The organism is Belliella filtrata (assembly GCF_022549775.1).
GTDB lineage: Bacteria > Bacteroidota > Bacteroidia > Cytophagales > Cyclobacteriaceae > Belliella > Belliella filtrata.
The window spans coordinates 1-25,801 of the sequence record NZ_JAKZGP010000011.1 but is presented as its reverse complement, the minus strand read 5'-3'; the positions used below and the strand labels follow the sequence as shown (position 1 = coordinate 25,801).

Below are 25,801 nucleotides of genomic sequence, written 5' to 3'. Positions count from 1 at the left end.
CAAGTAAGTCCTATTAGATAAGGTAGAAGAATGTAAATACAAATACCCAAACCAAATCTACAAAGTGCCAGTACAAACCGATTTTTTCAATCATTTCGTAATGCCCTCTTCTTTCATACACTCCTACTGCTGCTTGGTAAAAAGCTAAAAACAATAGAACAACGCCAATAGTCACGTGGAAACCATGGAAACCAGTTATAAAGAAGAATAATTGAGCGAAAGCGGCTGGACCATATTCGTTAACTACGAGATTTGCTCCAAAAACAGTTTCATTTACTACTTTATTGACTGAATTGACATAAGTCAAAACTGTTCCTCCATCAGAACCATGTATAAAGTGGGACCATTCCCATGCTTGACAGCTCAAGAAAGCTATACCTCCTAACAAAGTCCAAAGCATCCATTTAACTACATCTTTTCTATCATTTCTATGTCCAGCTTCCACAGCAAGTACCATCGTAACAGAACTCAAAATCAATATGAATGTCATCAAACCAACAAAAACTAATGGCATGTGCACTCCATGGAAAAATGGAAATGCATCAAATACTAATTCAGGAATCGGCCAATACTCATTTGACCCTTGGAAAGTATCCATTGAGCCAGCATAACCAGGATAACTTACCCTGATAGCAGCATAAGTGATCAGAAATGCAGCAAAGGTAAAGATATCAGATAGTAGGAAAAACCACATCATTAGCTTTCCATAACTGGCTTTAAGTGGTTCATTACCACCTCCCCAGATTCCTCTTTTGGAGCTCACTCCAATCGCTGTTGCAGTCGTTGACATATAAATTAAATTAAATTATTTTTTTAATGATTTAATTGCAGAAACATAAATAGATACAACCATAGTCCTCCTAAGAAATGCCAGTAAGTAACACACATTTCCATGGGAGTCATAGCTTGTGAATGTACTTTATATCTAAAGGACGAAATTAACACAATAATTAGAAATATCACACCGCTAATCAAGTGTAATGCATGTAGACCTGTAAATACATATAAGAAGGAACCTGCTGGGTTACCTACAAAGTAAACATCTCTGTCTACTAATGCCACCCAACTATACCACTGACCAATTAAGAACAAAACACCAAGCAAAGTAGCTATTGACATTCCAACTCGCAATTGTAGCAAGTTATCCTTTTTGGCAGAAACATATGCCCAATGCAGAAATACACTACTCAACACAATGATCCCAGAGGTATAATAAAATATCGCTGGTAAATCATATTCTAACCAATTCCCTTCTGATTGACGTACAATATAAGCACTAGTCAATGCAGCGAAAATCATAACAACCGTCACCATAAACAACCAAAGTGCAAACTTCTTCGGATGCATCGCAATGGGCTGTTCTGCTCCTTCTACATACGCTAACTTCTCTTCCATTTCCCTAAACCTTATCTAATAAGTATGCTATCTGAACTATTGGTAAATACAGAAAGGAGCCAAACATAATCTTTAAAGCTGATTTTCTGCTGCAATCCTTCATCAATGAGAATGTTTGTGCCAAAAACAAAACTCCACAAATGGTGGCCACAATACCAGAGTTTATTCCTGTCAAACCAAAGTATGTTGGCAACAACCCTAAGGGTAACAAGAACAAGGTATAGATCATTATTTGAATAGCTGTATTGAGATCCTTTTTACCTCCAGAAGGGAGTAACTTGAATCCAGCTTTTTTGTAATCTTCATCACCTACCCAAGCAATTGCCCAGAAGTGTGGAAATTGCCAAATAAATTGAATCCCAAAGATAATCAATGCCTCATGGCTAATCATTCCAGTAGCTGCAGTCCATCCCAATAGAGGTGGCATAGCACCTGGAATAGCACCCACAAATACAGCAATTGGCCCTACTCTTTTCAATGGTGTGTACACAAATACATATAAGACCATACTCAAAACACCGAGTCCTGTAGTCAAAGGGTTTGTAAACAACCATAATATAGAAACACCTACTACAGCTAATATTACAGTAAACCAATAGGCTTCTTGAAGCGAGATTTGATTTTGAGGAAGAGGTCTGTTTTGAGTTCTCTTCATCAATTTGTCATAATCCCTTTCAAGAATTTCGTTTGCAGCACCAGAAGCACCACTAATTAAAAAACCACCAATCATCAAGGCAAAAAAACCAACCCATGAGAATATGACACCAGAGTCTCCAAGAATAAAACCAAACACAGCAGAAAAAGTGACTAAAGCACTTAATCTAAATTTGATTAATTCGTAATAAGCTTTAGCTCTAAAAGCTAATGCATCTAATATAGTATTTTCAGAAATATTAATAGTACTCATGAACTTTATGAATCGAATTTAATATTTTTTTGGTCATGAAGATTTAGCAACAATAAATACTGAACCCCTATGATCAATGATCCAAACAAAAGATGTACAGGCTGTAAGAAAGCTGGAATACCAAAATATGCCATTCCAATACCTGTTAATATCTCGATAATTATTAAAACCACTAACCAAAAAGACAATTTATAAATGCCTGAATGCCTAACAGCATATTTATACACTTTAAATAGAAACACAAGATGAATTCCTAGTAACAAAAGTGAATAAGATCTATGAATGAGGAAAGTCAAACCTAATTGATCTATCCAATTACTCCGAAGCAAATTACCAAATGAGTTTGCAACAACATCTATTTGTTCTCTTACTTGTGTACCCAAAACGACTTGAACGAACATTAAGATCAAACCTACCAACATCAAATAAAACAAGGATGCAGCATGATCAGTCCTTTTCTTCAATGCTTTGTCTATGTGATGAACTCTGAAATGTACATAGATCAAAACACAAACAAGTAAGAGCGCCAGTACCATATGAATGGTAATAACCCAAGACAACAAATTTGTAGAAACAACGATAGAACCTATCCAGCCTATAAAGAGCACTAACAGTAAACTAAAATTACTCATGATAGGAATCACCTTGTCGTACTTCCACAACGGAATTGACCTAACTACGGTAAGAATGATAAAGAAACCTATCAGTACTCCAATAAGCCTATTGATATACTCAATCCATGTTTTAGTTGCATTGAATTCTTCTTCAATGAGTATGGATTTATCATTTTTAATTTGATAAGCTAAATCTTGAAATCCGAGTCGCTCAAGACTAGATACAAAACGCTCATTCTTTTGAACTCTTTTGTCCAAATAAACTTCTAGATAATCATTTGGGAGCTGATCCTCGCTTGTAGGCGGAACCCAGCTCCCAAAACATTTTGGCCAATCAGGGCATCCCATACCAGAACCAGTACTTCGAACGATCCCACCAACCAATATTAGAAAATAAACAGCTATCACAGTAATCAAGGAGATTCTGCGAAAGCTGTTAATATCTTTAGACTTCTTTAGATCCATTTGCTACCAAAACTTGCTCTTCTTCAGCAATGATTTCCTTTTCCAATTTCACTAACTCTTGCTCATGTGGCAAGTTAGATTCTGGAGTAGCAGATAGAGGGACAGTTTGAGGAATAAAATCTTCTTTTGCACCTGGCTTTGAGTAATCATAAGGCCATCTGTAAACAGAAGGTATTTCTCCTGGCCAATTACCATGTCCTGGGAACAAAGGAGTCGTCCACTCAAGTGTAGTAGATCTCCATGGGTTAAGAGAAGCTTTCTTACCTCTATACATGCTGTAGAAGAAATTGAATAGGAATATAAATTGCGCAGCAAAAGTAATTATTGCAGCAGCAGATACAAACATATTCAAATCAGTATACATATTTGAGAACTCGAAGTTTGTCCATGAATAATATCTTCTTGGAAATCCTGCGATACCAATATAGTGCATCGGGAAGAATACCAAATAAACACCAACAAAAGTCAACCAAAAATGTACATAACCGAGTTTGGCATCCATCATTCTTCCGAACATCTTCGGGAACCAGTGATAAACTCCAGCCATCAAACCAAAGAATGAAGCTGAACCCATCACCAAGTGAAAGTGAGCCACTACAAAGTAAGTATCATGAAGTTGAATATCAATTGCGGAGTTACCTAAGAAAATACCGGTAAGACCACCAGATATAAAGAAAGAAACTAGACCAATTGAGAACAACATACCTGGAGTAAAGATCAAATTACCTCTCCAAAGTGTCGTAAGGTAGTTAAAAACTTTTACTGCTGAAGGTATTGCAATAATCAATGTCAGGAACATAAAGATAGATCCCAAGAAAGGGTTCATACCTGATACGAACATGTGGTGAGCCCATACTACGAAAGAGAGAATCGTAATACCTAGCATTGAAATGATCATTGCCTTGTATCCAAAGATTGGTTTTCTAGAATTCGTAGCGATAACTTCAGAGGTAATACCCAATGCAGGAAGTAAAACAATGTATACTTCAGGGTGACCTAAGAACCAGAACAAATGCTGATACAACACTGGGCTACCACCAGTATTTGGCAATGCACCTTCACCTGAAATATAGATATCAGCAAGGTAGAATGATGTTCCAAAACTTCTATCAAATACAAGTAATAAAGCAGCAGCAAATAAAACAGGGAAAGACAATAGACCAATTACGGCTGTCAAAAAGAAGGCCCAAATGGTCAAAGGAAGTCTAGAAAAAGACATACCTTTTGTTCTCAAGTTAATTACGGTAGTGATATAGTTGATACCTCCTAATAGAGAAGATGCTATAAAGAAAGTCATAGCTATCAACCAAAGCGTCATTCCCATTCCTGAACCTGGAATAGCTTGTTCTAAAGCAGATAAAGGAGGATATACTACCCAACCACCACCAGCTGGTCCATTTTCTAAGAACAAAGAACAAAACATGATCACACCAGAAACAAAGAAAAACCAGTAAGATAACATATTCATAAAACCAGACGCCATATCTCTTGCACCAATTTGCAATGGTATCAGGTAATTTGAGAATGTACCGCTTAGCCCAGCTGTCAATACAAAGAAAACCATGATAGTTCCGTGCATTGTAACTAAAGCCAAATAGAAATTCGGATCAAGTTTACCCGCATCATCTATCCAGCCACCTAATAAAGGCTTCAAGAAGTAGAGTTCCATATCTGGAAAACCTAACTGAAGTCTAAATAAGATAGATAGAAAACCTCCGATCAAAGCCCAGAAAATACCAGTAACCAAAAACTGCTTACCGATCATTTTGTGATCTGTACTGAAGATGTATTTGGTGATGAAGTTATCGTGATGCTCATGATCATGATCGTGATCATGAGTATCATGTAAAGCGACGTTAGCTGCTGCCATAATTTTACCTTTTATAATTACTTATATTCACTGATTGTGATATCAGCCAATTCTTTCAATTCAGAAGAAACATTCTCTACTAGTGTAGGATCATTCACAATGTATGGTTTCTGCTCTTTCAACCACTCTTGGTATTCAGCAGGCTCCACCACTCTGATTTCTCTTCTCATAGAGAAGTGACCTCTACCGCAAATTTCAGTACAAGCTATCTCATAGACAAACTCATCATCTCCAAGTTCTTGACGCATTTCAGCTGTAGTCTTTGTTGGCGTAAACCAGAATCTGGTCGGCATACCTGGAACAGCATCCATTTTGAGTCTCATGTGTGGAGCAAACACCGAGTGAAGCACATCTCTTGCTCTAATTTTCAATAAAACGGGTTCTCCTTTTGGAAGTACCATCACTGGTGAAGTAAAATCATCAAATGAGTTTTTATCCGAGAAATCTACACCAGAAGGATTGTTCACTTCATTGATCAACCTGTAATCATGATCTCCAAGAACATTATCAACACCAGGATATCTAATTTCCCAAGCAAACTGATAACCCATAATTTCAACTACATGAGCATTTTCAGGTGCAGGCGCTGTAATATCTGACCAAGCTTTCCAACCACCAATTACCAAGATAGCTAGGACTATCGCTGGTACAATAGTCCAGATCACTTCCAATTTGTTGTTATCAGGATAGAAAGTAGCTTTTCTTGATTCTTTATATTGATATTTATAAGGAAAAATGAAAAGTAGAATGTGGGTTATAATAAACACCACACCTGTAACAGCCATTGTAATCCAGAACAAGTTGTCAGTAACAGCACCATGCTCTGATGCAAGCGGTAAATTATAGTTGTCAAACTCTTTGATAGAATACCAAAACATCAAGATACCAGCTCCAAGTAGGAACACAATGAACAGGATAGCGTTCACTTTATTACTACTAGAAGCAATCTTTTTATCTGAACCTTTGACTACCGAAACTAAAGTTTGTATCCTGTATACCATCCATATCAAAGACAGTAATAAAAGAACACCAACTGCAATAAGAAATCCGTACATAATTATATTCTTTTCGGATAAATATTAAATATGATGATGATAAGACTCTTCCAACATGGGGTGGTTTTTCGCCACCAAGTTCTTACCTGCTAGAGATTTGAAAACAACGAAGGCAAAGGCAGATCCGTAGATCAACAACATTCCGATTTCCATCAAACCAAATCCTCCATTGTGACCTAAAGTACCTGGCTGAACCATTAAGAAGAAGTCGAACCAGTGCCCTAGAATGATCAAAGAACAAACAACCTTAAGGAATATTCCATGTCTTTTTGCATCTCTAGTCATTAAAACAAGAAATGGTAACACAAAGTTTAAAGCTAGGTTTACAAAAATGAACGGGCTATACACGTCACTCTGCAATCTTTCTACGAAGTAAACTGACTCTTCTGGAATATTGGCATAATAGATCAACAAGAACTGAGAAAACCAGATATAAGTCCAGAAAATTGAGAATGCAAAAACAAATTTACCAAGATCATGGATGTGGTTTTCGTTTACCATTTCCAAATAACCCTTACCTTTAAGGTAAAGGGTAATTAAAGTGATCACTGACAATCCAGCTACAAACCAAGAGGCAAATACATACCATCCAAACATTGTAGAGAACCAGTGTGTATCGATTGACATCACCCAGTCCCATGCAGAAATAGAAGATGAAACAGCGAACAAAATCAAGAAGATTGCTGACCATTTTCTAATGTTTGACCAATCATGCGATCCATTCAAATTGTCTTCAGCAAAAGAAAGATTCTTTAACTTATTGAAGAAAAACACCCAAATACCAAAGAATGCTACCATTCTAATGATATAAAAGATAGGGAATGAACCTTTTTCCATAGGCCAATAGAAGAAACCTCCTTTACCATCTATGATTTTATCATAATGAGGATCGTTTTTATCAAATAGATAGCTATGTGTCCAGTGAAACAAGTCGTGATTTGCTACAAAGAAAACTACAAGCATCAAGACACCAGCTATTGGAAGCCAATTTCCTAGAGAAATCATTACTCTCAACAAACCAGCAGACCATCCAGCTTGAGCTGCATATTGAATTGCAAAAAAGAAAACTCCTATTACAGCTATACCTGTGAAATAGACGTTATTGATCCAAAGGTTTGCAAACACTCTTTGATACCAATGAAAAGCATGTCCTCCAGCTTCAGCTGCCTCATCATGGTGACCACCGCCTACCATTGAAACGATTACACCTGCAACAAACAAAAGAACCCCAAGACCTAAAACGATCATGATAGACTTCTTCAACGAAGCTGTGAAATCAAATTTTTGATCTAAATTATAATTTGAAACGTGCGCCATGATTATTGCTTCTGAATTTCTTGTTTAACATAGTGAACAATTTTCCAAATTCTCTCCTGAGGAATTTGAGTTCCGTGTGCTCCCATTCTGCCTTTCCCTTTCATGATAACATGAAAAATATGACCTTCAGGTAAATCCACGTAAGCTCCACCTTTTAGATTGGCAACACCACCGATCACCTCTCCTGCAAGACCATCACCCTCTCCATTGATTCCGTGACAAGCTTTACAATACTGGAGAAACAGCAATCTCCCATCTTCAAGAACTTCATCGGTAAGCTCTACTGGATTTTCCAATTCAGCAGCTTTCTCAAGTTCAAAAGCCTTTAACCTGTAAGGAAGTAAACCGTCTTTTGTTCTAGGAACAGTGTTAGCGACTGGCTCACGCATATTCATCCTATGAGGATTGTTTATATTAGAGTTAAAAAACTCACCTTTCTCATCTTCACGTGTTGACACCCACTTTCCTTCATCTTCATTTACGATCTGAGTCAACGGCTCATAAGCCACGGAGTTATACATCTGAGGTGCATATTCGTACCCTGGATGATCTCCAGAGGCACTACAAGATGCAAAACCCAGTGCAACACCAGCTGTAGCAATTACATATATGGATCTAATCAGTTTCATATTGTCTGAGTTACTATTCAAAACTTTTTTTATTTACCTCGGATGCTCCAGAAGATTTCAAAATATCTCCGATTTTTTCTTCTCCAAGACCAGCATTAGTTGCCAAATCAATCGCTACTACATGCTTATCATCTGTAATTCTAAGATCAAATATCCTAGGCTGAGCCCAAGGCTTAAGATTAGAAGAAACAAAGAATACTCCACACATCCCAAAAGCCGCAAGAAGTACTGTTAATTCAAAGGTAACGGGAATGAAATCAGGAAATGCCGCATGGTCTTTACCACCTATGATCATTGGCCAGTCAAATTTCATCATGTAAAACTGCATGGTCAAAGCCAAAGTAGTACCTAATAAACCAAACAAAAAAGCTGCAATAGGTAATTTACTTCTTTTGTAACCAAGTACATCATCTATACCGTGAACTGGGAAAGGTGAATAAACTTCATGAATCTTCACTCCATTACCTCTCACTTTGGTAATAGCATCTAATAATACATCCTCATCATCAAATACACCGAGGACAAAATTCTTATCTCTTTCCATGATTATTTATTTACTTTTTCTGATGAAGACTTAACAATTGACTTAACCTCTGCCATGTTGATTACTGGGAAGAATTTAGCAAACAATAAGAACAAAGTAAAGAACAAACCAAAGGTGAATAAATACACACCTATATCTGACAAAGTTGGATAGAACATCGCCCAAGAAGATGGTAAATAATCTCTGTGAAGTGATGTAACAATAATTACAAATCGTTCAAACCACATACCTATATTCACTACAATTGAAAGTGCAAAAGTAGCTACAATAGAAGTCCTGATTTTCTTAAACCAGAAAAGCTGTGGAGAGATTACGTTACACGTCATCATTGACCAATATGCCCAAGCATAAGGTCCAAAAGCTCTATTCATGAAAGCGTACTGCTCGGCTGCTACGCCAGAATACCAAGCTATAAAGAATTCAGTAATATAAGCTATACCTACAATTGAACCAGTAATGATGATTACGATGTTCATCAACTCAATGTGTCCTATAGTAATGTAATCTTCTAATTTAAACACCTTCCTAGTGATGATCATCAAGGTCAATACCATGGCAAAGCCAGAGAAAATCGCACCCGCAACGAAATAAGGAGGGAAGATTGTTGTGTGCCAACCAGGGATAACAGAAGTTGCAAAATCAAAGGATACAATAGTGTGCACAGAAAGTACTAGAGGTGTAGCCAAACCAGCCAAGATCAAAGCAACTGATTCGTATCTGCTCCAAGTCTTAGCAGCGCCGTCCCAACCAAAGGAAAGTGCTCCATAAATTGTTCTTCTCAAACCAGTAGCTCTATCTCTAATTGTGGCAAAATCAGGAATCAAACCGATGTACCAGAAAACTAAAGAAACTGAGAAATAAGTGGAAATTGCAAACACGTCCCAAAGGAGTGGTGAGTTAAAATTAACCCATAAAGATCCGAATGTATTCGGTAGTGGAAGTGCCCAGTAAGCACCTAACCATGGTCTACCCATGTGAATGATTGGGAACATCGCTGCACAGATTACAGCGAAGATTGTCATCGCTTCTGCTGCTCTATTGATCGCCATTCTCCATTTCTGTCTGAATAGCAACAATACTGCCGAAATCAATGTACCAGCGTGACCTATACCAACCCACCAAACGAAGTTAGTAATATCCCAAGCCCAACCAATTGTTTTGTTAAGTCCCCACATACCGATACCTTCCCAAAGGGTCGCTACCAGCGCAAGACTTCCTAATAATAATGTACCAACTGCTACCAAAAGTCCAAGTATCCAACCCAAGGTTGGTTTGCCTTCTACCTGTCTTGATACGTCATGGGTAACGTCTTTTAAGGTTTTTCCGCCTGTAATCAGCGGCTCACGTACGGATGAAGTAACCTGCATATCTTATAAAATTATTTATTAAGCTTCTGATTTATCCTTATTTCTGATTTTGGTGAAGTACCAAACGTTCGGGTTCACGTTAACTTCTTCCAATACGTGGTACGCTCTTTCTTCATTTACCTCTTTGGTAGCAGAAAGTGTATCTTCTTGTATTTTCAAAGTTGCTGTAATTTTACTGTTTGGATCATTCATGTCTCCGAATACGATCGCATCAGTTGGACATGCAGTTGCACATGCAGTATTGATCTCTCCATCCTGAACTTTTCTGTTCTCTCTCTTCGCTGTCAATTTACCTGACTGAATACGCTGCACACACATAGAGCATTTTTCTATAACACCTCTAGCTCTTACAGTCACATCCGGATTAAGTACCATTTTACCCAAATCATCGTTCTGCGCTACGTTCACAGCAGAGAATGATTTATTATCGTGGTATTTAAACCAGTTGAATCTTCTTACTTTATATGGACAGTTGTTTGCACAATATCTTGTACCTATACATCTGTTGTAAGTCATTTGGTTAAGACCTTCTGAAGAGTGTGTAGTAGCAGCTACTGGACATACCGTCTCACAAGGAGCATTGTTACAGTGCTGACACATCATCGGCTGGAATACCACTTCTGGATTTTCAGCAGCTACCTCAAGACCGTCATTGTCTCCCACTTCAGCATCAGAGCTATAGTATCGATCGATTCTGATCCAAGCCATTTCTCTTCTGTTGAGAACTTCTTGCTTACCTACCACTGCCACGTTGTTTTCAACTTGACATGCTACGGTACAAGCTCCACATCCAATACAAGAGTTCATGTCTATAGCAAGGCCCCAGTGGTGCTGGCTATATTGATGTCCTTTCCAAAGAGAAATTTTTGAAGGCTTTACAAACTCACCTTCTTTATAGATTTTTGGTTGATACCTTCCTGCGAAAGCATCCTCTTTATATTTAGGTAAAATAGACTCTTGAACCACAAAGTCACGACCCATGTAAGTCTGATGTGTTTGTGTTTGAGCTATTTTATATTTATCTGAGGTCAACTCTACTGATACTCCTTCTGTAACAGCAAAATTCACAAATCCATCTTTCAGGCTAAGTAGTTCGTATGCGTTTACACCTACTCCATTTGCAACTCTACCTGCCTTTGTTCTACCATAACCTAATGCCAAACCAACAGTTCCATTAGCTTGTCCTGGCTGTACGAGCACAGGAACAATCACAGATTTATCACCTACGGTAAGCTTTGCTTTCTGAGTTGCTCCTTCAAACATCTTCAAGCCGTTATCATTAGCCCACTTTTGAGAAACTGTCAAATAGTTATCCCAAGTAGCCTTTGAAATTGGATCAGACATTTCTTGAAGCCAAGGATTGTTGGCAAAAGTACCATTACCTATACCAATCTTCGTGTAAACCACTAACTCAGTACCTGTATTATCAGCTTTGTAAGCCTTAGCTATAGCTGATGCAGCAGCTGAAATATCTCCAAGTGCTGAAGATGCTACAGACTCAGAGGCTATGCTATATACACCATTGAATAATGATCTATCCCAGAATTCTTGGAAATTCGAGGTTTCAGACTGAGTTCCAAAGACACTTGATCTCCAGTTTTCTTGTAAAAAATCGTAATAACTTGTAGTGTCTCCTGACCAAGTTAGGAAGCTATCTTGCGCTTGTCTTGTATCAAAAAGTGGAGAAATAGTAGGTTGAGACAATGAATACTCACCTTTTCTTGGATTGAAATCATTCCAAGACTCTAAATAATGGTGATCTGGAGCTACATATTGTACCAAAGAAGCTGTTTCATCCATGGTACCATTCGTTGCCACTGAGACTTTGGCTTTTGCAATTCCAGCAGCCAATTCGGCACCCTTTGCAAAATCATAGGCAGGGTTACAGTTGTAAAACACAACTCCACCTACTCTACCTGCATTCAAATCAGCTACAAATTGATTCATTCTAGCATCATCTCCTTTTCTAAAGTAAGAAGGCTTAGAGTAATCTACTGTGACACCATTGTTGCTTAGCAAATCATTGATAGCATTGATCACAACTTGTACATTAGGATCATTTGATCCTGACACAACTAGAGACGCGCCTCTACTTGCCCAAAGTTCATTTGCTGCCTTCTCAAGATTAGCAATTTCAACAGCAGGAGCTGTATAAGTTGATGAACCGGCCTTCTTAGCAATAGCATTGTAAAGTGCTAGTACAGCAAGTCCACTTTGAGAAGCTTTGATTGGTGTTCTATAATCAGCGTTTGAACCAGTCAAAGATAGGTTTGATTCAAACTGATAATGTCTTGACATTTCTGGTTTCTCCTTTGTGATCTTTCTGCCTTTAGCATATTGCTTAGCAAATTCAATTGGAGAAATCCATGTTCCTAAAAAGTCAGCTCCAAAGCTCACAATTACTTTGGCTTTGTCAAACTGATAGGTAGGTAGTGCAGCTGCACCATAGCTTACTTCAGCAGCTTTTGTGATTCCGTAATTAGATATTGGATCATAAGTAATGATCTCAGCTCCACCGAAAGCCTCAGCAAACTTTGCCAAAGCAGCTTCAGTAGAAGGGGAAATTACTGTATTGGTTACAATTTTTACAGCTCCAGCAGATGCAAGTTTAGATTTTACTTCTGAATCCAATTTTGCCCAGTCAGCCCTTTCTCCATTAATGTGAGGACCAGCTAATCTCTGCTTGTCATATAAAGACAATACAGAAGCTTCAACGATTGCGCTTACACCTTTTCCATTGATTGAGGAAAGCTCATTTCCATCAACTTTAATTGGTCTACCCTCTCTTGTTTTCACCACAATGGAAGCGTAATCACCACCAGAAGCAAATGTAGAAGCGTAGTAGTTTGGAATAGAAGGATTTATATCTACAGGCTTGTTCACATAAGGTATCGCCTTTCTTACTGGAGCTTCACAAGCTGCCAAAGAGGCTGCTGCCAAACTGAAACCCATTAATTTTAGGAAATCTCTTCTTGAAGGGCCTTCTTCACCGCTTCCAGAGGATGCAAACTCAGGAAATTCCTTATCTGCATTTTTAACAAACTCAGGATCGTTTGTTAATTGTTCAATTCCTTTCCAATATGTCTTGTTATTTTCTTTCATTTTATATTCAAGAAAAGTAGGTTCTCAATTGATTTAATTAATAGTGACACTTAGCACATTCCAAGCCACCGATATCTTTCACCTTCAAGGCGTTCTTGCTATCTGAATGTAGCTGCACTAATTTATCATAATACTCATTACCTGCTGTATTGATGTTGGTCTGTCTGTGACAGTCTATACACCAACCCATTGTCAATGAACTATGCTGATGAACGACCTCCATCTCTTGGATTTGTCCGTGACATGTTTGACAATCGATACCACCTACTGCCACGTGCTGCGCGTGATTGAAATAGGCCAAATCAGGTAGGTTATGAATTCTTACCCACTCAATAGGCTCATTATTCTCTACCGCATTGTAGATTTTTTGAATTTCTGGAGAAATACCATCTTTGCCTTCCACATTTTGGATATGGGTGTGACAGTTCATACAAATATTTGCAGAAGGGATGTTTGCAGATTTGCCAAGCTCTACACCAGTATGACAATACTGACATTCGATCTCATATTGACCTGCGTGCAATTGGTGAGAGAAAGCAATTGGCTGCTTTGGAGCATATCCTTGTTGGATACCAACGCTATACAAACCGTCGATTGCTGTTTTTGCTACTAAAGCAATAACTAATGCCGTAACGATTATCACAAAAGCGTCACTTTTTAAGATCTTACCGAAATCAAACTTCTGGTTGATGAATTCCTTTTCATCTTCGTCCAAATTCTGATTATTCAAGTATTTTGTCAATACTGAAATGATCAATCCAAGAACGATCAAAATCAATAACAACACAACAACCATCACTGAAATGATGATCGTCAAATATTCACTTGGCACACCTGAACCACCTGAAGAAGCTTCAGATCCTTCACCTGCACTAGCTTCAGCATCAGATGATCCCTTATCTCCATATTCAATATATGAAAGAAGATTTTCCAAATCTGTATCGCTAAGGAAAGTGTGAGAAGGCATGGCAAGGTTATTGAACTCCTTGTAAATAGCTACTGCCTGAGCATCCCCAGAAGCTATTAATGCGCTTGAATTCTTAATGAAATTCTTCGCCCAATCTATGGTTCTTCTCTCTGTCACACCGCGAAGGGCCGGGCCGGTGTATTTTTGATCTAGCTTGTGACAGGTCTTACAGTTCGCATTGAAGAGGGTTTTACCCGCTGCAATGGCTTCTTCACTGTCAGAAACATCAGGATGAGCAGCGAAGGCTTGTGCTCCTATCATTAGGAATAACACCATTGCCAGCGTGCTAATTCTTAAGGGAACACTTAATAATGAGCGTTTGATTGACATATTTATTACTTATTAAACAGTTTAATTCACGGTTTTTAAATAAACAGTGCAAATGTACTACCCCAATTCTACATTTCAAACTTGATTACATTTCTTGAATATGAAGTACTCTAAGCTGATAGTATATCGTATTTATTTGTCTATCAATTAATTATGATCAATAATATCATTTTAATATTAATTTAGAATCTTTATAAATAAATCTTTGTTTGCGGAATTTGGATGAACGGAGAAATCCTTTCACTTACAAATTTTTCATTTATATAAAATTTAAATCATTTTTTGGAAAATTTGAGATTATACCTACATTTGCATTTCATTTACACAATGGTCGGGTGGCCGAGTGGCTAGGCAGAGGTCTGCAAAACCTTGTACAGCGGTTCGAATCCGCTCTCGACCTCAAAAGCACTTCTTAATAGGAAGTGCTTTTTTTGTTTCTATTCGATACACTTTTTGATCATTCCTCATTGCCAAGCATCAATTTACATCATTGCCAGATCTACACTTTTAAAAGAAAATTTGATATTGTCACCCACTGACAATACATATCCCCCTCTCTTCAAAACACTTCTGCCTAATATGGCTTATATTAAGTATATTAATAGTTGAAAATCTCCTTCATGAAAAACGACATTTGTTAAACTATGAAAACAGTCACACTTACAGTAAACGGTAAAAAAACCAAGCATGAACTTGATCCAAAAGAACCATTACTCTATGTGTTGAGGGAGGAGTTCAAATTGTCTGGTGCAAAATATGGATGTGGACTTCATCAATGCGGGGCATGCGTGGTATTGGTAGATAATCAAGCCGAACCCACTTGCATGAACGCTTGTGAATCTTTTGAAGGTAAAAACATTGAAACTATTGAACACCTATCTCAAAACAATAAGCTCCATGCAGTTCAGAAAGCTTTTTTTGAAGCACAGGCAGCTCAATGTGGGTATTGCTTAAATGGCATGCTGATATCAGCTGTTGCCCTTTTACGAAATAATCCCCAACCTAATAAATCTCAAATCAAGGATGCACTACAACAAGTAATCTGTAGATGTGGTACCCACCCCAGATTTATAAAAGCTGTAGAAAATGCTATATCCCAAAAATAATAAGAGATGAAAGACACCACAACCAACAATCAGAACAGAAGATCATTTCTCAAAGCTAGTGGTCAATTAATCATAGGTTTCAATTTGTTCCCATTTTTACAGTTTTGTGCAAACCCAGAAAATCAGACCACTTTAAGTGCATATCCAGGCATTGAGGAAAGACCTCATACTGAAAAGGCTATTATAGACTCTTGGATCAGATTAGATGCTGAGGGATTTGTCACGGTATTGACTGGAAAACAGGAATTAGGACAAGGTATCAGAACAGCACTAATGCAAATAGCCGCAGAAGAACTAGAAGTACCCTTTGACATTTGCCATATCATCAATGGAGACACTGCTCAGACCGCAAACGAAGGCTATACCGCAGGAAGCAACTCCGTAGAGGGCAGTGGTAGTGCAATAAGACAGGCTGCCGCAGAAGCTAAATACTTTTTGATCCAAGAAGCTGCCAAACTTTGGCAAGTTAATATCGATCAAGTAGAAGTTAATAACGGAGAAATACATGGACCGGAAAACAAAAAAATCAGCTACTGGAAACTATTAGATGGGAAATTTCTAGAAGGCAAGATCACTGGTGAAGCCCCTATCAAAAACCCTAGTAATCATGTAATTGTTGGGAAATCAATTCCAAGAGCGGACATTTCAAAAATGATTAAAGGTGAGCCACATTTCATACATGATCTGCGACTCGAGGGAATGCTTCATGCCAGGGTAGTACACCCTCCAAGCTATAATGCTAAGCTAGAAGCATTAGACGAAAGTGAAATTTCTCAACTACCCGGAGTCGTAAGAATTATCGTTGACGGTAGTTTTGTAGCTATAGTGGCCAAAAGAGAATATCAAGCCATCAAAGCTCGTGAAAAGATAATAGAGATCGCTAAATGGGAGTCAACCAATATTAAGCCAGCTATGGGAGACCTTTTCTCCGATATGAAAAATAAAGCTAGTAAACCAAAAGAAATAGAAGCTAGCCCCACCATCAATCAAACGATAAAACAAGCTAAAAATCAGCTAAAATCAACTTATAGAAAGCCATATACCATGCATGGGTCAACAGGGCCTGGCTGTGCTGTTGCCCAATGGGACAATCAAAAATTAACCGTTTGGTCACCTACACAAGGTGTGTATCCATTGCAAAACACCTTAGCTGACTTGTTTTCTATAGAGAAAGAAAGTATTCGATGTATTGGTATGCCTGGCTCAGGATGCTATGGACACAATAGTGCTGATGATGTCTCAGCCGAAGCGGCGATGATTGCTAAGCATCTACCCAATCAGCCCGTGAGGCTTCAATGGATGCGAGACAATGAGCACCGCTGGGAGCCTTATGGAAGTGCTATGCAGCTCACACTAGAAGCTGGCATGGATCAAAATGGCAAAATCACATCTTGGAAAACAGAAATATGGTCTGATACCCATAGCACAAGACCAAATGGAAATGCTGGACACTATGTTTCGGCTAGACATCTTGCCGAGCCATTTGAGTTTAAAAAGGGAGGGTTTTCTGGAGGATCTTATAGGAATGCTTCTCCCCTGTACGACATCGCTGACAAGGCCTTGCTGCTTAATGATTATGAAGGCCCACTCCGAACCTCAGCGCTTAGAGGGCTTGGTGCTTATGGGAATATTTTTGCACTGGAATCTTTTATCGACGAGCTAGCTAGTAGCGCTTCTATGGATCCTTTCGAGTTTAGAATTCGAAACCTCAAAAACAATAGGGCTGTAGAGGTTTTGAATACATTGAAATCTAAAACTGATTGGGATAACCTTTCCGACGAAACAAAATCCAAATGCGGTATTGCCTTCGCTCAATACAAAAACTCGGCAGCCTATTTTGCTGTAATGGTAACCTTAGAAAATGAAGGAGAAAAACTAAAAATCAAGAAAATGATCGGCGTAATAGAAGCTGGACAATGCATCAATCCTGACGGCTTGATCAATCAGACTGAAGGTGGAATGATACAATCTGCCAGTTGGACGATACTGGAGTCGGTGCAATACAACGAAAAAGAAATTATCAGCACAGACTGGAACTCTTACCCCATATTTAGAGCTAATGATATTCCCGAAATCGAAGTCCACATCATTAATCGACCTGAAGAAAAACCACTAGGAGCAGGCGAGGCTGCCCAAGGCCCTGTTGCTGCCGCTATAGTCAACGCAGTATCAAATCACCTAGGGAAAAGGATTTATGAATTGCCATTGAGGGAGTATTTCTCATGAAAATCTTTCAAAGTTTAGGACCGACTTAAGACCGCTCAATTTACTTTCTGACCAATTGAATCTTATAAAAAGTGGTATAATCCTGCTCTTCACCGAGAAAATCATCATTTCTAAGAGCAAAGAAAACTTTGTCTACTGATTCTATATTCAGAATTGTTTTCACTTTTGAAGGAATTACCAACTCGTTAGACCAACCATATTCGCAATGGTAGATTTTGAGATAATTCTTTAGGAATTCAGGGTAGCGGGAAAAATTTCCTCTTTCCTTTAACTCATGATTAGTAAAAGTGTCTTCATCTATTCCTCCATAATAAGTGACAATGATATTATGCTGATCAGAATAAATGCCATGAATCCGGGCTTCCTCCATTTTCATTTCTTCCTGATACGTATAAGGTGTTTTTTTTCCAGGCAATAATTTAAAATCAGAAGGTAATATATCGAAACTTCTTTCCCAACTAATGCTATCCCCCATCACATACACATGCACAATTGGCTCATTGGAAAATGTTAAATATAAGCTATCATTTTCTATCGTGAAATTGAGATATGGTCTTCCAAAAAAGTCATCAGTACTATACTTAGAAGTTAGTGGTGTTTTTACGACTGGTTTTGAGGACTTAGTCTTAAGATCATATAACTCCAAAAGAGCATGGTCTCTATAAAAATAATTTTTATAAGGGCTGACACCATTTCGCCCAGGATACCAAAGAAGTAATTTATCCTTCCAAAATACTATATTATTTTGATTGTATGAGCCTCCTCGAGCTTCACCTAAAAAAGGCATGTCCAAGCTTCCCTTTAAAGTTAGATCCTGATCAAAATGGTAAATATTTTTAAATGATGTAGTTCCAAAGAATTCTCCATTATGTTCAAGTAGAGTCTCTAGCCATCTAACCGTCCCAGGTCCTTCCTTAGGAAACTCCTTCTTAACTAATACCTTTCCCAACGAGTCAAACTTCAACAAGGTGCTTCTTGAAATATCCTTAATAACGCCTATTCCATTTGAAAATGTACCTTCTCTAATATCAGCCAAGTAATCCACTTGAATGGAATCCAAAATCACAAGTTCCCAAAAATTAGAATCTACCTTGACTTGAGAATCATTCACCCGCTCTGAGCAAGCTATCATTAAAACTCCTAATATAAATAATATCTCTACTTGATAGAACTTACTCATTGTGCGGTAATTTTAACCTTATAAATCCTCAAAAATTCTTCCTCATCATCTGGGTCAGGAGTCCTTTCCATCCATAAAAACCCACCACCTGATGCAAATCCACGCAGATTCACACCTTCGGGCAACTTAAGATTGTCAAACACATTCAGACGCTTAGCATCTAGGATTAACACACCCTGAACTACTTGTTCCAATACCTTTTTATACTGAATCTCGAAACCTTCCTTGTCACCTGCTTCCCATAAAGCATTGGCGTCCTTTAGTTTTTCTTCTTCGATTCCACCGAAATAATGGATCACCAACTTTTCGTCTAAGACATGAATATTTCTAATGGCTGGAGTATTTGCTTTCACAGCAACTGAACCCTGCGTAAAAACATCTCTAGAGGTAATGGGCAAATCTCCAAAATCTGGAATTTGTAATTCGACAATTGTATCTAAACTTACTCCCTCCGGACTAAGTGCGTACACATTTAACTTAGCCTCTCCGCCAAGCACTACGTATAACTTCCCATTGTAGGCTTTAAAAGCTGGAGCATAATCACTTTCATAATACCCATTTCCATCCAAAAACTTACTCCCTCGCTCAAAGGGAACAATGTCCGTAAAACTACCTATTTCTAAATCAACAAGCTCTATAGCTTTGAACTTATCATAAAATTCCTGTTCACCAGCATATGTATCTCTTATCCGCACAGATTTACTAAGTAAATAAACCGAGCCATCTATTGTGGTGGACTCTATACCTTTGCCTGGGAAACTCATAAAAGCTGCTCCTCCCATCAATTCTGGGTGAGAAAATTTCTTAACCAATCCACCATTCAAATCATATACAAAAATACCCTTCATCCCTGTAACAGCCACTTGATCATCAGCTATAAACCCAGGAAACTCCATAAGGAACCCATAGGAATCAGGGGTGTCGCCTTTTTTAGAAAATTTACTTAGCACTTCACCAGAATCGTCAGTAAAAACAAATTCTTTATTAGAGTAATCATAAAACACCAATTTATTTCCGTCCTCACTCACGCTGGCTAGGGTAGGACTCCCCAGTATACGAAGATCTAAAGAATCTGCGATCATTAATTCATAGCCAAAAGATGTACCTAGATCTTCATCATTTGATTCAGAACAAGACACTAAAACAAAAGCTGTTAGCAGGTAGGCGTATATTTTCTTCATTCAGCAATGTGACAATTTTAACTATAATATTAAAACATATAACCCGAGCTTAGAAACGATTGATTGACAAAAAAAAAGTGGCTGTCTTTCGACAACCACTTTTGTATTTAGTTTTGAACCATCTTGGTTCTTGTATATTGCTTCAAGAGATTATTTCTTTCCGCCTTCCATTTTCTCTTTCAACTCTGCCAAAGCATCTAAGTCACCAAGGGTAGACTTTTCAGCTGGTGCAGATGATGCAGGAGCATCTTCTTTCTTCTTAGCTTTCTTAGGAGCAGCCGCTGGCTTAGCTTCTTCTCTGAAAGTAGCTGTGTGAGAAAGAACGATTCTCTTGTCATCCTTAGAGAATTCAGTTACTTTAAACTCGATAGACTCACCTACCTCCACAGAAGTACCGTCAGCTTTCTCTAGGTTCTTAGTAGTTGCGAATCCTTCCAAGCCATAAGGAAGTTCAAGTACTGCACCTTTATCATTTTTAGATACTACAGTACACTTATGATCAGATCCTACTGGGAATACATTTTCAAAAGTATCCCAAGGATTCTCTTCTAATTGCTTGTGACCAAGAGCCAATCTTCTGTTGTCAACATCAAGCTCAAGAACAGCTACTTCTAGTTCATCTCCTACTTTCACAAATTCAGAAGGGTGCTTGATTTTCTTAGTCCAAGAAAGGTCAGATACGTGAACTAAACCATCGATACCCTCTTCCAATTCAAGGAATAGACCAAAGTTAGTCAAGTTTCTTACCACACCAGTGTGCTTAGTACCTACTGCATATTTAGCAGCCATGTCACCTTTAGTCCAAGGATCTTCAGTCAACTGCTTGATGCCAAGAGACATTTTTCTTTCTTCTTTGTCAAGCGTCAATACTACAGCCTCGATTTCATCACCTACTTTTACGAAGTCAGCAGGGTTTCTCAAGTGCTGAGACCAGCTCATTTCAGATACGTGAATCAAACCTTCTACACCTGGAGCAAGCTCAAGGAATGCACCGTAGTCAGCTACGTTTACAATCTTACCTTTCACTCTAGAACCTACTTCAAGGTCAGCAGAAAGTGCATCCCAAGGATGAGCAGTAAGCTGCTTCATACCCAACGAGATTCTCTTCTTATCATCATCAAAGTCAAGAACAACGATCTGAACTTTGTCATCAAGGTTAAGAACTTCTTCTGGGTGATTGATTCTACCCCAAGAGATGTCAGTAATGTGAAGTAAACCATCAACACCACCCAAATCGATGAACACACCGAAATTAGTCATGTTTTTGATCACACCTTCTAGTACTTGACCTTTCTCAAGGTTGTTCAAGATCTCAGCTTTTTGCTTCTCAAGATCTTTCTCGATCAATACTTTATGAGATACTACTACGTTATCATTAGTGTGGTTGATTTTCACCACTTTCACTTCCATTTTCTTACCTACATAGATATCGAAATCTCTAATAGGCTTCACATCGATTTGAGAACCTGGCAAGAAGGCTTCTACACCGTAGATATCTACGATCAAACCACCCTTAGTTCTTCTCTTCACAAGACCTTCGATCACATTGTCATGCTCAAGCGCATCTTCAATATCGCTCCATGCACGTACCATTCTTGCTTTCTTTCTAGAAAGTACAAGCTGACCCAAAGCATTCTCTTGCTCTTCAATGAACAATTCTACTTCGTCACCGATCTTTAGATCTGGTAGGTCTCTGAATTCTGTTCTTGGAACCAAACCATCAGATTTGAAACCAATGTTGATGATCACATCTTTATCATTGATACCTACTACAGTACCTTTGATAACTTCTTTCTCTGTGATCTCATTCAAAGTTCCAGCATAAAGAGCTTCCATTTCGGCTCTTTTGTCTTTGGAATAACCTTCACCAAAACCTTTGGTCCCGAAATCGTCCCAGTTAAAATCTTTTTGATTAGACATATTATAAAATAATCCTGATTTTCAACAACCCTAGGATCATCGGGTTGAGGTTTTTAGTTTTAGAAAAGTCCCTGATTATCAACACCAGAAACCCCGTCCGACCGAACGGATTGCAAAGGTAGTGATTTTTAATCAATTGAAAATATTGTGTAGAAAAAGTTTTGGCATTTACCCAACCTTGTAAATCCAGCTTCACTGAAGTGGATTTTAAAAATAAAACCCTTGAGAACGCTCTCAAGGGTCAGTTTTGCAAGCAAAGAGTTAGTAAATTGTTTAAAATTGTACAAAAATAGTAAAAGCAACCGAGCTATGAAAATCATTCAATGGGTTTATACAGTATATGCAGCTTTATTATTTACCTTATTCATGCTGACATTAGGTTGGTTTGTGGTGATTCCTTATGCATTATCTCCTAAGGGAGGCAAGATAGCCTTTATCGCTATCAGAATATGGATCAGAACATGGTCTACTCTGGTAGGAATTCGATACCGAATCCATGGCAAGGAACATATCAACATAAATCAGCCATACATTTACATCTTCAATCATCGCTCATTCATAGATGCTCCGGTAATCCCTATGGCCATAAGTCAAGAAGTAAAAGCAATTGGCAAAAAGGAATTATCTCGCATCCCAATTTTTGGCATAATAGCCTCTCGACTGGCTGTTTGGGTAGATAGAAAAGATGCTTTATCTAGGAAAAAATCCGTGAAAGCCTTATTAGAAATATTGCAAACAGGAATTTCAATAGTAGTGGCACCCGAAGGGACAAGGAATAATAGCAGCCATGCACTTCTTCCTTTTCAAAAAGGTGCTTTTCGAATTGCAATAGAAACAGGTATCCACATCATGCCCATGGCAATCATTGGAGCTGACAAAGTAATGAAGAGAGGATCAATTCTGCTAAAACCTGGGGTGATCAACATCTACTTCTCAAATGCAATAGACCCAACTTCTTTCCAAACCAATCAAGATGTCATTGGACTAGCAGAAAAATGTTTCAATAGGCTAGAGGCTATGATTTTGACACACGAATAAAAAAACCGAGTGGCAATCACTCGGTTTTTTATTGAAACAAGGGTTTCTATTAAAGCTTAGAAAAACTTACAGTTTTTTGATTTCAATATTCCTGAACCACACTTCATCTCCATGATCCTGGAGCGCTATTTTACCCTTTTTGAAAGTACCAAAACCAGGCATATTTTTGAACTTACTTCCTGCTATCAGCTCTTCCCACTCTGGTGTCCACATGGTAGTCTCTACTACTTTCACCCCATTCAGATGCAATTCCAAATGCCCATTGTCAGCAATGATTTCTGCAAGATTCCATTCACCTACTTCCTTCACTGTCTCTTCTGAGGACTCAATCAAATCGTACAAATCTCCAGCTCTGTGGGTGGTGATTTTCGCATCAGGGTGACCATCATTATCTAGTACTTGCATTTCCATACCAGTGTTCCATGGATAACTGTACTCATCAGACTCATGCACAAAAAAGATAATGCCACTATTGCCGTTTTCTGCTATTTTCCACTCTAATTTCAAATGGAAGTTTTCGAACTCTTCTTCAGTTACTATGTCACCTCCGTCTCCAGTTTGCCAGTCAGCTTTGTTTGTTGCATCTAGATATATAGTACCATTTTGAACTTTCCAAGCTTTTCCAACTTCACCGCCTCCATATTTTTTCCAGCCATCGAATGATTCTCCGTCAAACAAACTAGTCCATTCTGGTTCTACTTCGATTTCTTCCGCTTGTATCGTAACTTCTCTTACTTCTTGAGTTCCTCCGCATGAAAATGCTATCGAGGCTGCAAACATCGCTGCAAACATTGGTTTTTTCATCAGTATTATTTTTTAAGTAGTAAAATATATTTGATCATATCTTCTACATCTGCTCTTTCCAAATGAGGATGTGAAGGCATTTGAATTTCTCCCCAGTTCCCAACATTACCATCTATAACATGGTCGGCAAGCAAGGAAACATTCTCGGGCGTATTCTCGTATTTTGCTGCTACATCTGCATAGGAAGGTCCTACTACTTTTCGTTCTATCATATGACATGCAGTACAGCCGGCCTCTTTAGCTTTAGCCGAGCCAGTGATAAATACCGGATCATCTTTGTACTTGTCTTCTAAGCTGATATTTGCCTCTTGTACTGAAGCTGAATTGGCACTGTCGGCCGATTGTGTTGACTCTTGACTACCTCCACCACATGCAAAAGCAAGGGTAGTAAGCGCTACAAGTCCTAGGGAAAGTGTTTTTCTTGAATTCATTATGTATTTACTATTATTAAGGTATGGTTAATTTAAATTCCTAAAATCTTTTTATTGAAAGCTTCATCGGCTCCTCTGCCCGCAAAATCATCAAACGCCTTCTCTGTCACCCTTATGATGTGATCTGAAATAAACTGTGCTCCCTCTATAGCTCCTTGCTCAGGATGCTTGATTGCACATTCCCACTCCAGTACTGCCCATCCATCGAAATCATATTGAGAAAGTTTGCTAAAGATACCATTAAAATCAACTTGACCATCTCCTAATGAGCGGAATCTTCCTGCACGCTCTACCCAACCTTGATACCCTCCATATACACCTTGCTTACCTGTAGGGTTAAACTCTGCATCTTTGACATGAAACATCTTGATTCTTTCATGATAAAAATCAATGAATTGCAGATAGTCTAAACACTGTAAAACAAAGTGGCTTGGATCATATAAAATATTGGCCCTCTTATGATTATTTACCTTTTCTAAGAACATCTCGAAGGTAATACCATCATGAAGATCTTCTCCTGGGTGTAACTCATAGCATACATCTACCCCATTTTCCTCAAATACATCCAAGATTGGTAGCCATCTTTTGGCCAATTCCCCAAAACCTGTATCTACAAGTCCTGCTGGTCTTTGAGGCCAAGGGTAAACGGTATGCCACATCAAGGCACCAGAAAAAGTAGCATGTGCTGTAAGCCCTAAGTTTTTCGATGCCTTTGCTGCATATTTAAGCTGCTGTGTCGCCCAAGCCGTTTTTCCTTTTAGGTCTCCAGCCAAATCAGAAGGAGCGAAACCATCAAATAACTCATTGTATGCAGGATGAACAGCTACCAACTGCCCTTGAAGATGGGTGGAAAGTTCCGTAATCTCTAATCCAGCCTCATTCACAATACCTTTGATTTCATCTGCATAAGTTTGGCTTTCCGCAGCTTTCTGAAGGTCTATCAATCGACCATCCCAAGAAGGGATTTGTACGCCATAGTAACCTACAGAAGCCATCCATTCACAGATACTCTTCAGGTTATTAAAAGGTGCTTGATCATCTACAAATTGTGCCAGAAATACCGCTGGCCCTTTTATTGTTTTCATAGGTTTAAATAGTTTTGGTTAATTTTTGTTTATCATCTAAAATCCACAATAGAATATTGTCAATTGGTTGATTTATAGAAACAATAAATCATCTAGGTTTCAATGGAACATTCCCAATAACTCATTGACAATCAAACCTGAAAGATTCTGTGTTAAATTTCAAATAAAATCTAAATTTTTTACCTTTGATTTGTAAATCAGCTTAAGCTAGATTCAAAAGGTCCTGTTATTTCTGGCAGGGCCTTTCTTTTTTCTTCATAATCTATAT

The 25,801-nt window shown here is 38.3% G+C and carries 21 protein-coding genes and 1 tRNA gene; 4 read left to right on the top strand and 18 right to left on the bottom strand.

Annotated features, from left to right (window positions below; translation table 11 throughout):
• Window positions 1–13 precede the first annotated feature (13 nt).
• From MM239_RS06395 to MM239_RS06340, 12 genes are read right to left on the bottom strand one after another with little or no spacing between them, the layout of a single operon-like run.
• Window positions 14–790, bottom strand: coding sequence for a cytochrome c oxidase subunit 3 (locus MM239_RS06395; RefSeq protein ID WP_241347375.1), 777 nt, complete (start codon window positions 788–790; stop codon window positions 14–16).
• Between the two features lie 23 nt (window positions 791–813).
• Entirely contained in the window at window positions 814–1,395 is a 582-nt protein-coding gene (locus tag MM239_RS06390) for a cytochrome c oxidase subunit 3 (RefSeq protein WP_241347374.1), read from the bottom strand.
• A gap of 4 nt (window positions 1,396–1,399) precedes the next feature.
• Window positions 1,400–2,302 (bottom strand): heme o synthase, encoded by a 903-nt coding sequence (gene cyoE, locus MM239_RS06385; RefSeq protein WP_241347373.1) that lies wholly within the window; start codon window positions 2,300–2,302, stop codon window positions 1,400–1,402.
• A gap of 5 nt (window positions 2,303–2,307) precedes the next feature.
• On the bottom strand, window positions 2,308–3,381 hold the full coding sequence (locus MM239_RS06380; RefSeq protein WP_241347372.1) for a COX15/CtaA family protein: 1,074 nt from the start codon (window positions 3,379–3,381) through the stop codon (window positions 2,308–2,310).
• Window positions 3,362–5,251, bottom strand: coding sequence for a cytochrome c oxidase subunit I (locus tag MM239_RS06375; protein ID WP_241347371.1), 1,890 nt, complete (start codon window positions 5,249–5,251; stop codon window positions 3,362–3,364). The genes MM239_RS06380 and MM239_RS06375 overlap by 20 nt, the downstream gene beginning before the upstream one ends.
• Window positions 5,252–5,268: 17 nt before the next feature.
• Window positions 5,269–6,306 carry a cytochrome c oxidase subunit II gene (locus tag MM239_RS06370; RefSeq protein WP_241347370.1) on the bottom strand — a complete coding sequence of 346 codons (1,038 nt, stop codon included), beginning with the start codon at window positions 6,304–6,306 and terminating at the stop codon, window positions 5,269–5,271.
• A gap of 24 nt (window positions 6,307–6,330) precedes the next feature.
• Window positions 6,331–7,623: a quinol:cytochrome C oxidoreductase gene (locus MM239_RS06365; RefSeq protein WP_241347369.1), complete on the bottom strand. Its 1,293-nt coding sequence runs from the start codon at window positions 7,621–7,623 to the stop codon at window positions 6,331–6,333.
• Between the two features lie 2 nt (window positions 7,624–7,625).
• Window positions 7,626–8,252: a c-type cytochrome gene (locus MM239_RS06360; protein WP_241347368.1), complete on the bottom strand. Its 627-nt coding sequence runs from the start codon at window positions 8,250–8,252 to the stop codon at window positions 7,626–7,628.
• A 13-nt stretch (window positions 8,253–8,265) separates the two neighbouring features.
• Complete coding sequence (locus MM239_RS06355) at window positions 8,266–8,796, bottom strand: DUF3341 domain-containing protein (RefSeq protein WP_241347367.1); 531 nt, start codon at window positions 8,794–8,796, stop codon at window positions 8,266–8,268.
• Window positions 8,797–8,798: 2 nt separating this feature from the next.
• On the bottom strand, window positions 8,799–10,163 hold the full coding sequence (gene nrfD, locus MM239_RS06350; RefSeq protein WP_241347366.1) for an NrfD/PsrC family molybdoenzyme membrane anchor subunit: 1,365 nt from the start codon (window positions 10,161–10,163) through the stop codon (window positions 8,799–8,801).
• 18 nt (window positions 10,164–10,181) lie between these two features.
• On the bottom strand, window positions 10,182–13,265 hold the full coding sequence (locus MM239_RS06345) for a TAT-variant-translocated molybdopterin oxidoreductase (protein ID WP_241347365.1): 3,084 nt from the start codon (window positions 13,263–13,265) through the stop codon (window positions 10,182–10,184).
• A gap of 37 nt (window positions 13,266–13,302) precedes the next feature.
• Window positions 13,303–14,562 carry a c-type cytochrome gene (locus tag MM239_RS06340; protein WP_241347364.1) on the bottom strand — a complete coding sequence of 420 codons (1,260 nt, stop codon included), beginning with the start codon at window positions 14,560–14,562 and terminating at the stop codon, window positions 13,303–13,305.
• Window positions 14,563–14,891: 329 nt separating this feature from the next.
• Between MM239_RS06340 and MM239_RS06335 the strand changes: the two genes are divergently transcribed.
• From MM239_RS06335 to MM239_RS06325, 3 genes are all read left to right on the top strand, one after another.
• Window positions 14,892–14,962 (top strand) — tRNA-Cys (locus MM239_RS06335).
• A 244-nt stretch (window positions 14,963–15,206) separates the two neighbouring features.
• Entirely contained in the window at window positions 15,207–15,668 is a 462-nt protein-coding gene (locus MM239_RS06330) for a (2Fe-2S)-binding protein (RefSeq protein ID WP_241347363.1), read from the top strand.
• A gap of 6 nt (window positions 15,669–15,674) precedes the next feature.
• Entirely contained in the window at window positions 15,675–17,894 is a 2,220-nt protein-coding gene (locus tag MM239_RS06325) for a xanthine dehydrogenase family protein molybdopterin-binding subunit (protein ID WP_241347362.1), read from the top strand.
• Window positions 17,895–17,934: 40 nt separating this feature from the next.
• On the opposite strand, the gene MM239_RS06320 is transcribed toward MM239_RS06325, so the two are convergent.
• The 3 genes from MM239_RS06320 to rpsA form a co-directional block, all read right to left on the bottom strand.
• Window positions 17,935–19,074: a hypothetical protein gene (locus tag MM239_RS06320; protein ID WP_241347361.1), complete on the bottom strand. Its 1,140-nt coding sequence runs from the start codon at window positions 19,072–19,074 to the stop codon at window positions 17,935–17,937.
• Complete coding sequence (locus MM239_RS06315; RefSeq protein ID WP_241347360.1) at window positions 19,071–20,255, bottom strand: hypothetical protein; 1,185 nt, start codon at window positions 20,253–20,255, stop codon at window positions 19,071–19,073. The genes MM239_RS06320 and MM239_RS06315 overlap by 4 nt, the downstream gene beginning before the upstream one ends.
• Window positions 20,256–20,405: 150 nt before the next feature.
• Complete coding sequence (gene rpsA / locus MM239_RS06310) at window positions 20,406–22,175, bottom strand: 30S ribosomal protein S1 (RefSeq protein ID WP_241347359.1); 1,770 nt, start codon at window positions 22,173–22,175, stop codon at window positions 20,406–20,408.
• A 309-nt stretch (window positions 22,176–22,484) separates the two neighbouring features.
• Here rpsA and MM239_RS06305 point away from each other — a divergent pair, with 309 nt between their 5' ends.
• Complete coding sequence (locus MM239_RS06305) at window positions 22,485–23,213, top strand: lysophospholipid acyltransferase family protein (RefSeq protein ID WP_241347358.1); 729 nt, start codon at window positions 22,485–22,487, stop codon at window positions 23,211–23,213.
• Between the two features lie 66 nt (window positions 23,214–23,279).
• On the opposite strand, the gene MM239_RS06300 is transcribed toward MM239_RS06305, so the two are convergent.
• The 3 genes from MM239_RS06300 to MM239_RS06290 are packed head-to-tail and all read right to left on the bottom strand — an operon-like array spanning window position 23,280 to window position 25,533.
• Window positions 23,280–24,017: a 3-keto-disaccharide hydrolase gene (locus tag MM239_RS06300; protein ID WP_241347357.1), complete on the bottom strand. Its 738-nt coding sequence runs from the start codon at window positions 24,015–24,017 to the stop codon at window positions 23,280–23,282.
• Between the two features lie 5 nt (window positions 24,018–24,022).
• Complete coding sequence (locus tag MM239_RS06295; RefSeq protein ID WP_241347356.1) at window positions 24,023–24,448, bottom strand: c-type cytochrome; 426 nt, start codon at window positions 24,446–24,448, stop codon at window positions 24,023–24,025.
• Window positions 24,449–24,480: 32 nt separating this feature from the next.
• The gene (locus MM239_RS06290; protein WP_241347355.1) at window positions 24,481–25,533 is read right to left on the bottom strand and encodes a sugar phosphate isomerase/epimerase family protein; all 1,053 of its coding nucleotides are present in this window, start codon (window positions 25,531–25,533) and stop codon (window positions 24,481–24,483) included.
• Between the last annotated feature and the right edge of the window lie 268 nt (window positions 25,534–25,801).

Excerpts from the sequence above, each read along its gene's own strand:
- MM239_RS06375 (WP_241347371.1), bottom strand. The coding sequence starts at position 5,251 with ATGGCAGCAGCTAACGTCGCTTTACATGATACTCATGATCACGATCAT.
- MM239_RS06370 (WP_241347370.1), bottom strand. The coding sequence starts at position 6,306 with ATGTACGGATTTCTTATTGCAGTTGGTGTTCTTTTATTACTGTCTTTG.
- rpsA (WP_241347359.1), bottom strand. The coding sequence starts at position 22,175 with ATGTCTAATCAAAAAGATTTTAACTGGGACGATTTCGGGACCAAAGGT.
- MM239_RS06300 (WP_241347357.1), bottom strand. The coding sequence starts at position 24,017 with ATGAAAAAACCAATGTTTGCAGCGATGTTTGCAGCCTCGATAGCATTT.
- MM239_RS06355 (WP_241347367.1), bottom strand. The coding sequence starts at position 8,796 with ATGGAAAGAGATAAGAATTTTGTCCTCGGTGTATTTGATGATGAGGAT.
- MM239_RS06290 (WP_241347355.1), bottom strand. The coding sequence starts at position 25,533 with ATGAAAACAATAAAAGGGCCAGCGGTATTTCTGGCACAATTTGTAGAT.
- MM239_RS06365 (WP_241347369.1), bottom strand. The coding sequence starts at position 7,623 with ATGGCGCACGTTTCAAATTATAATTTAGATCAAAAATTTGATTTCACA.
- MM239_RS06390 (WP_241347374.1), bottom strand. The coding sequence starts at position 1,395 with ATGGAAGAGAAGTTAGCGTATGTAGAAGGAGCAGAACAGCCCATTGCG.
- nrfD (WP_241347366.1), bottom strand. The coding sequence starts at position 10,163 with ATGCAGGTTACTTCATCCGTACGTGAGCCGCTGATTACAGGCGGAAAA.
- MM239_RS06330 (WP_241347363.1), top strand. The coding sequence starts at position 15,207 with ATGAAAACAGTCACACTTACAGTAAACGGTAAAAAAACCAAGCATGAA.
- MM239_RS06315 (WP_241347360.1), bottom strand. The coding sequence starts at position 20,255 with ATGAAGAAAATATACGCCTACCTGCTAACAGCTTTTGTTTTAGTGTCT.
- cyoE (WP_241347373.1), bottom strand. The coding sequence starts at position 2,302 with ATGAGTACTATTAATATTTCTGAAAATACTATATTAGATGCATTAGCT.
- MM239_RS06320 (WP_241347361.1), bottom strand. The coding sequence starts at position 19,074 with ATGAGTAAGTTCTATCAAGTAGAGATATTATTTATATTAGGAGTTTTA.
- MM239_RS06295 (WP_241347356.1), bottom strand. The coding sequence starts at position 24,448 with ATGAATTCAAGAAAAACACTTTCCCTAGGACTTGTAGCGCTTACTACC.
- MM239_RS06325 (WP_241347362.1), top strand. The coding sequence starts at position 15,675 with ATGAAAGACACCACAACCAACAATCAGAACAGAAGATCATTTCTCAAA.
- MM239_RS06340 (WP_241347364.1), bottom strand. The coding sequence starts at position 14,562 with ATGTCAATCAAACGCTCATTATTAAGTGTTCCCTTAAGAATTAGCACG.
- MM239_RS06395 (WP_241347375.1), bottom strand. The coding sequence starts at position 790 with ATGTCAACGACTGCAACAGCGATTGGAGTGAGCTCCAAAAGAGGAATC.
- MM239_RS06345 (WP_241347365.1), bottom strand. The coding sequence starts at position 13,265 with ATGAAAGAAAATAACAAGACATATTGGAAAGGAATTGAACAATTAACA.
- MM239_RS06380 (WP_241347372.1), bottom strand. The coding sequence starts at position 3,381 with ATGGATCTAAAGAAGTCTAAAGATATTAACAGCTTTCGCAGAATCTCC.
- MM239_RS06360 (WP_241347368.1), bottom strand. The coding sequence starts at position 8,252 with ATGAAACTGATTAGATCCATATATGTAATTGCTACAGCTGGTGTTGCA.
- MM239_RS06305 (WP_241347358.1), top strand. The coding sequence starts at position 22,485 with ATGAAAATCATTCAATGGGTTTATACAGTATATGCAGCTTTATTATTT.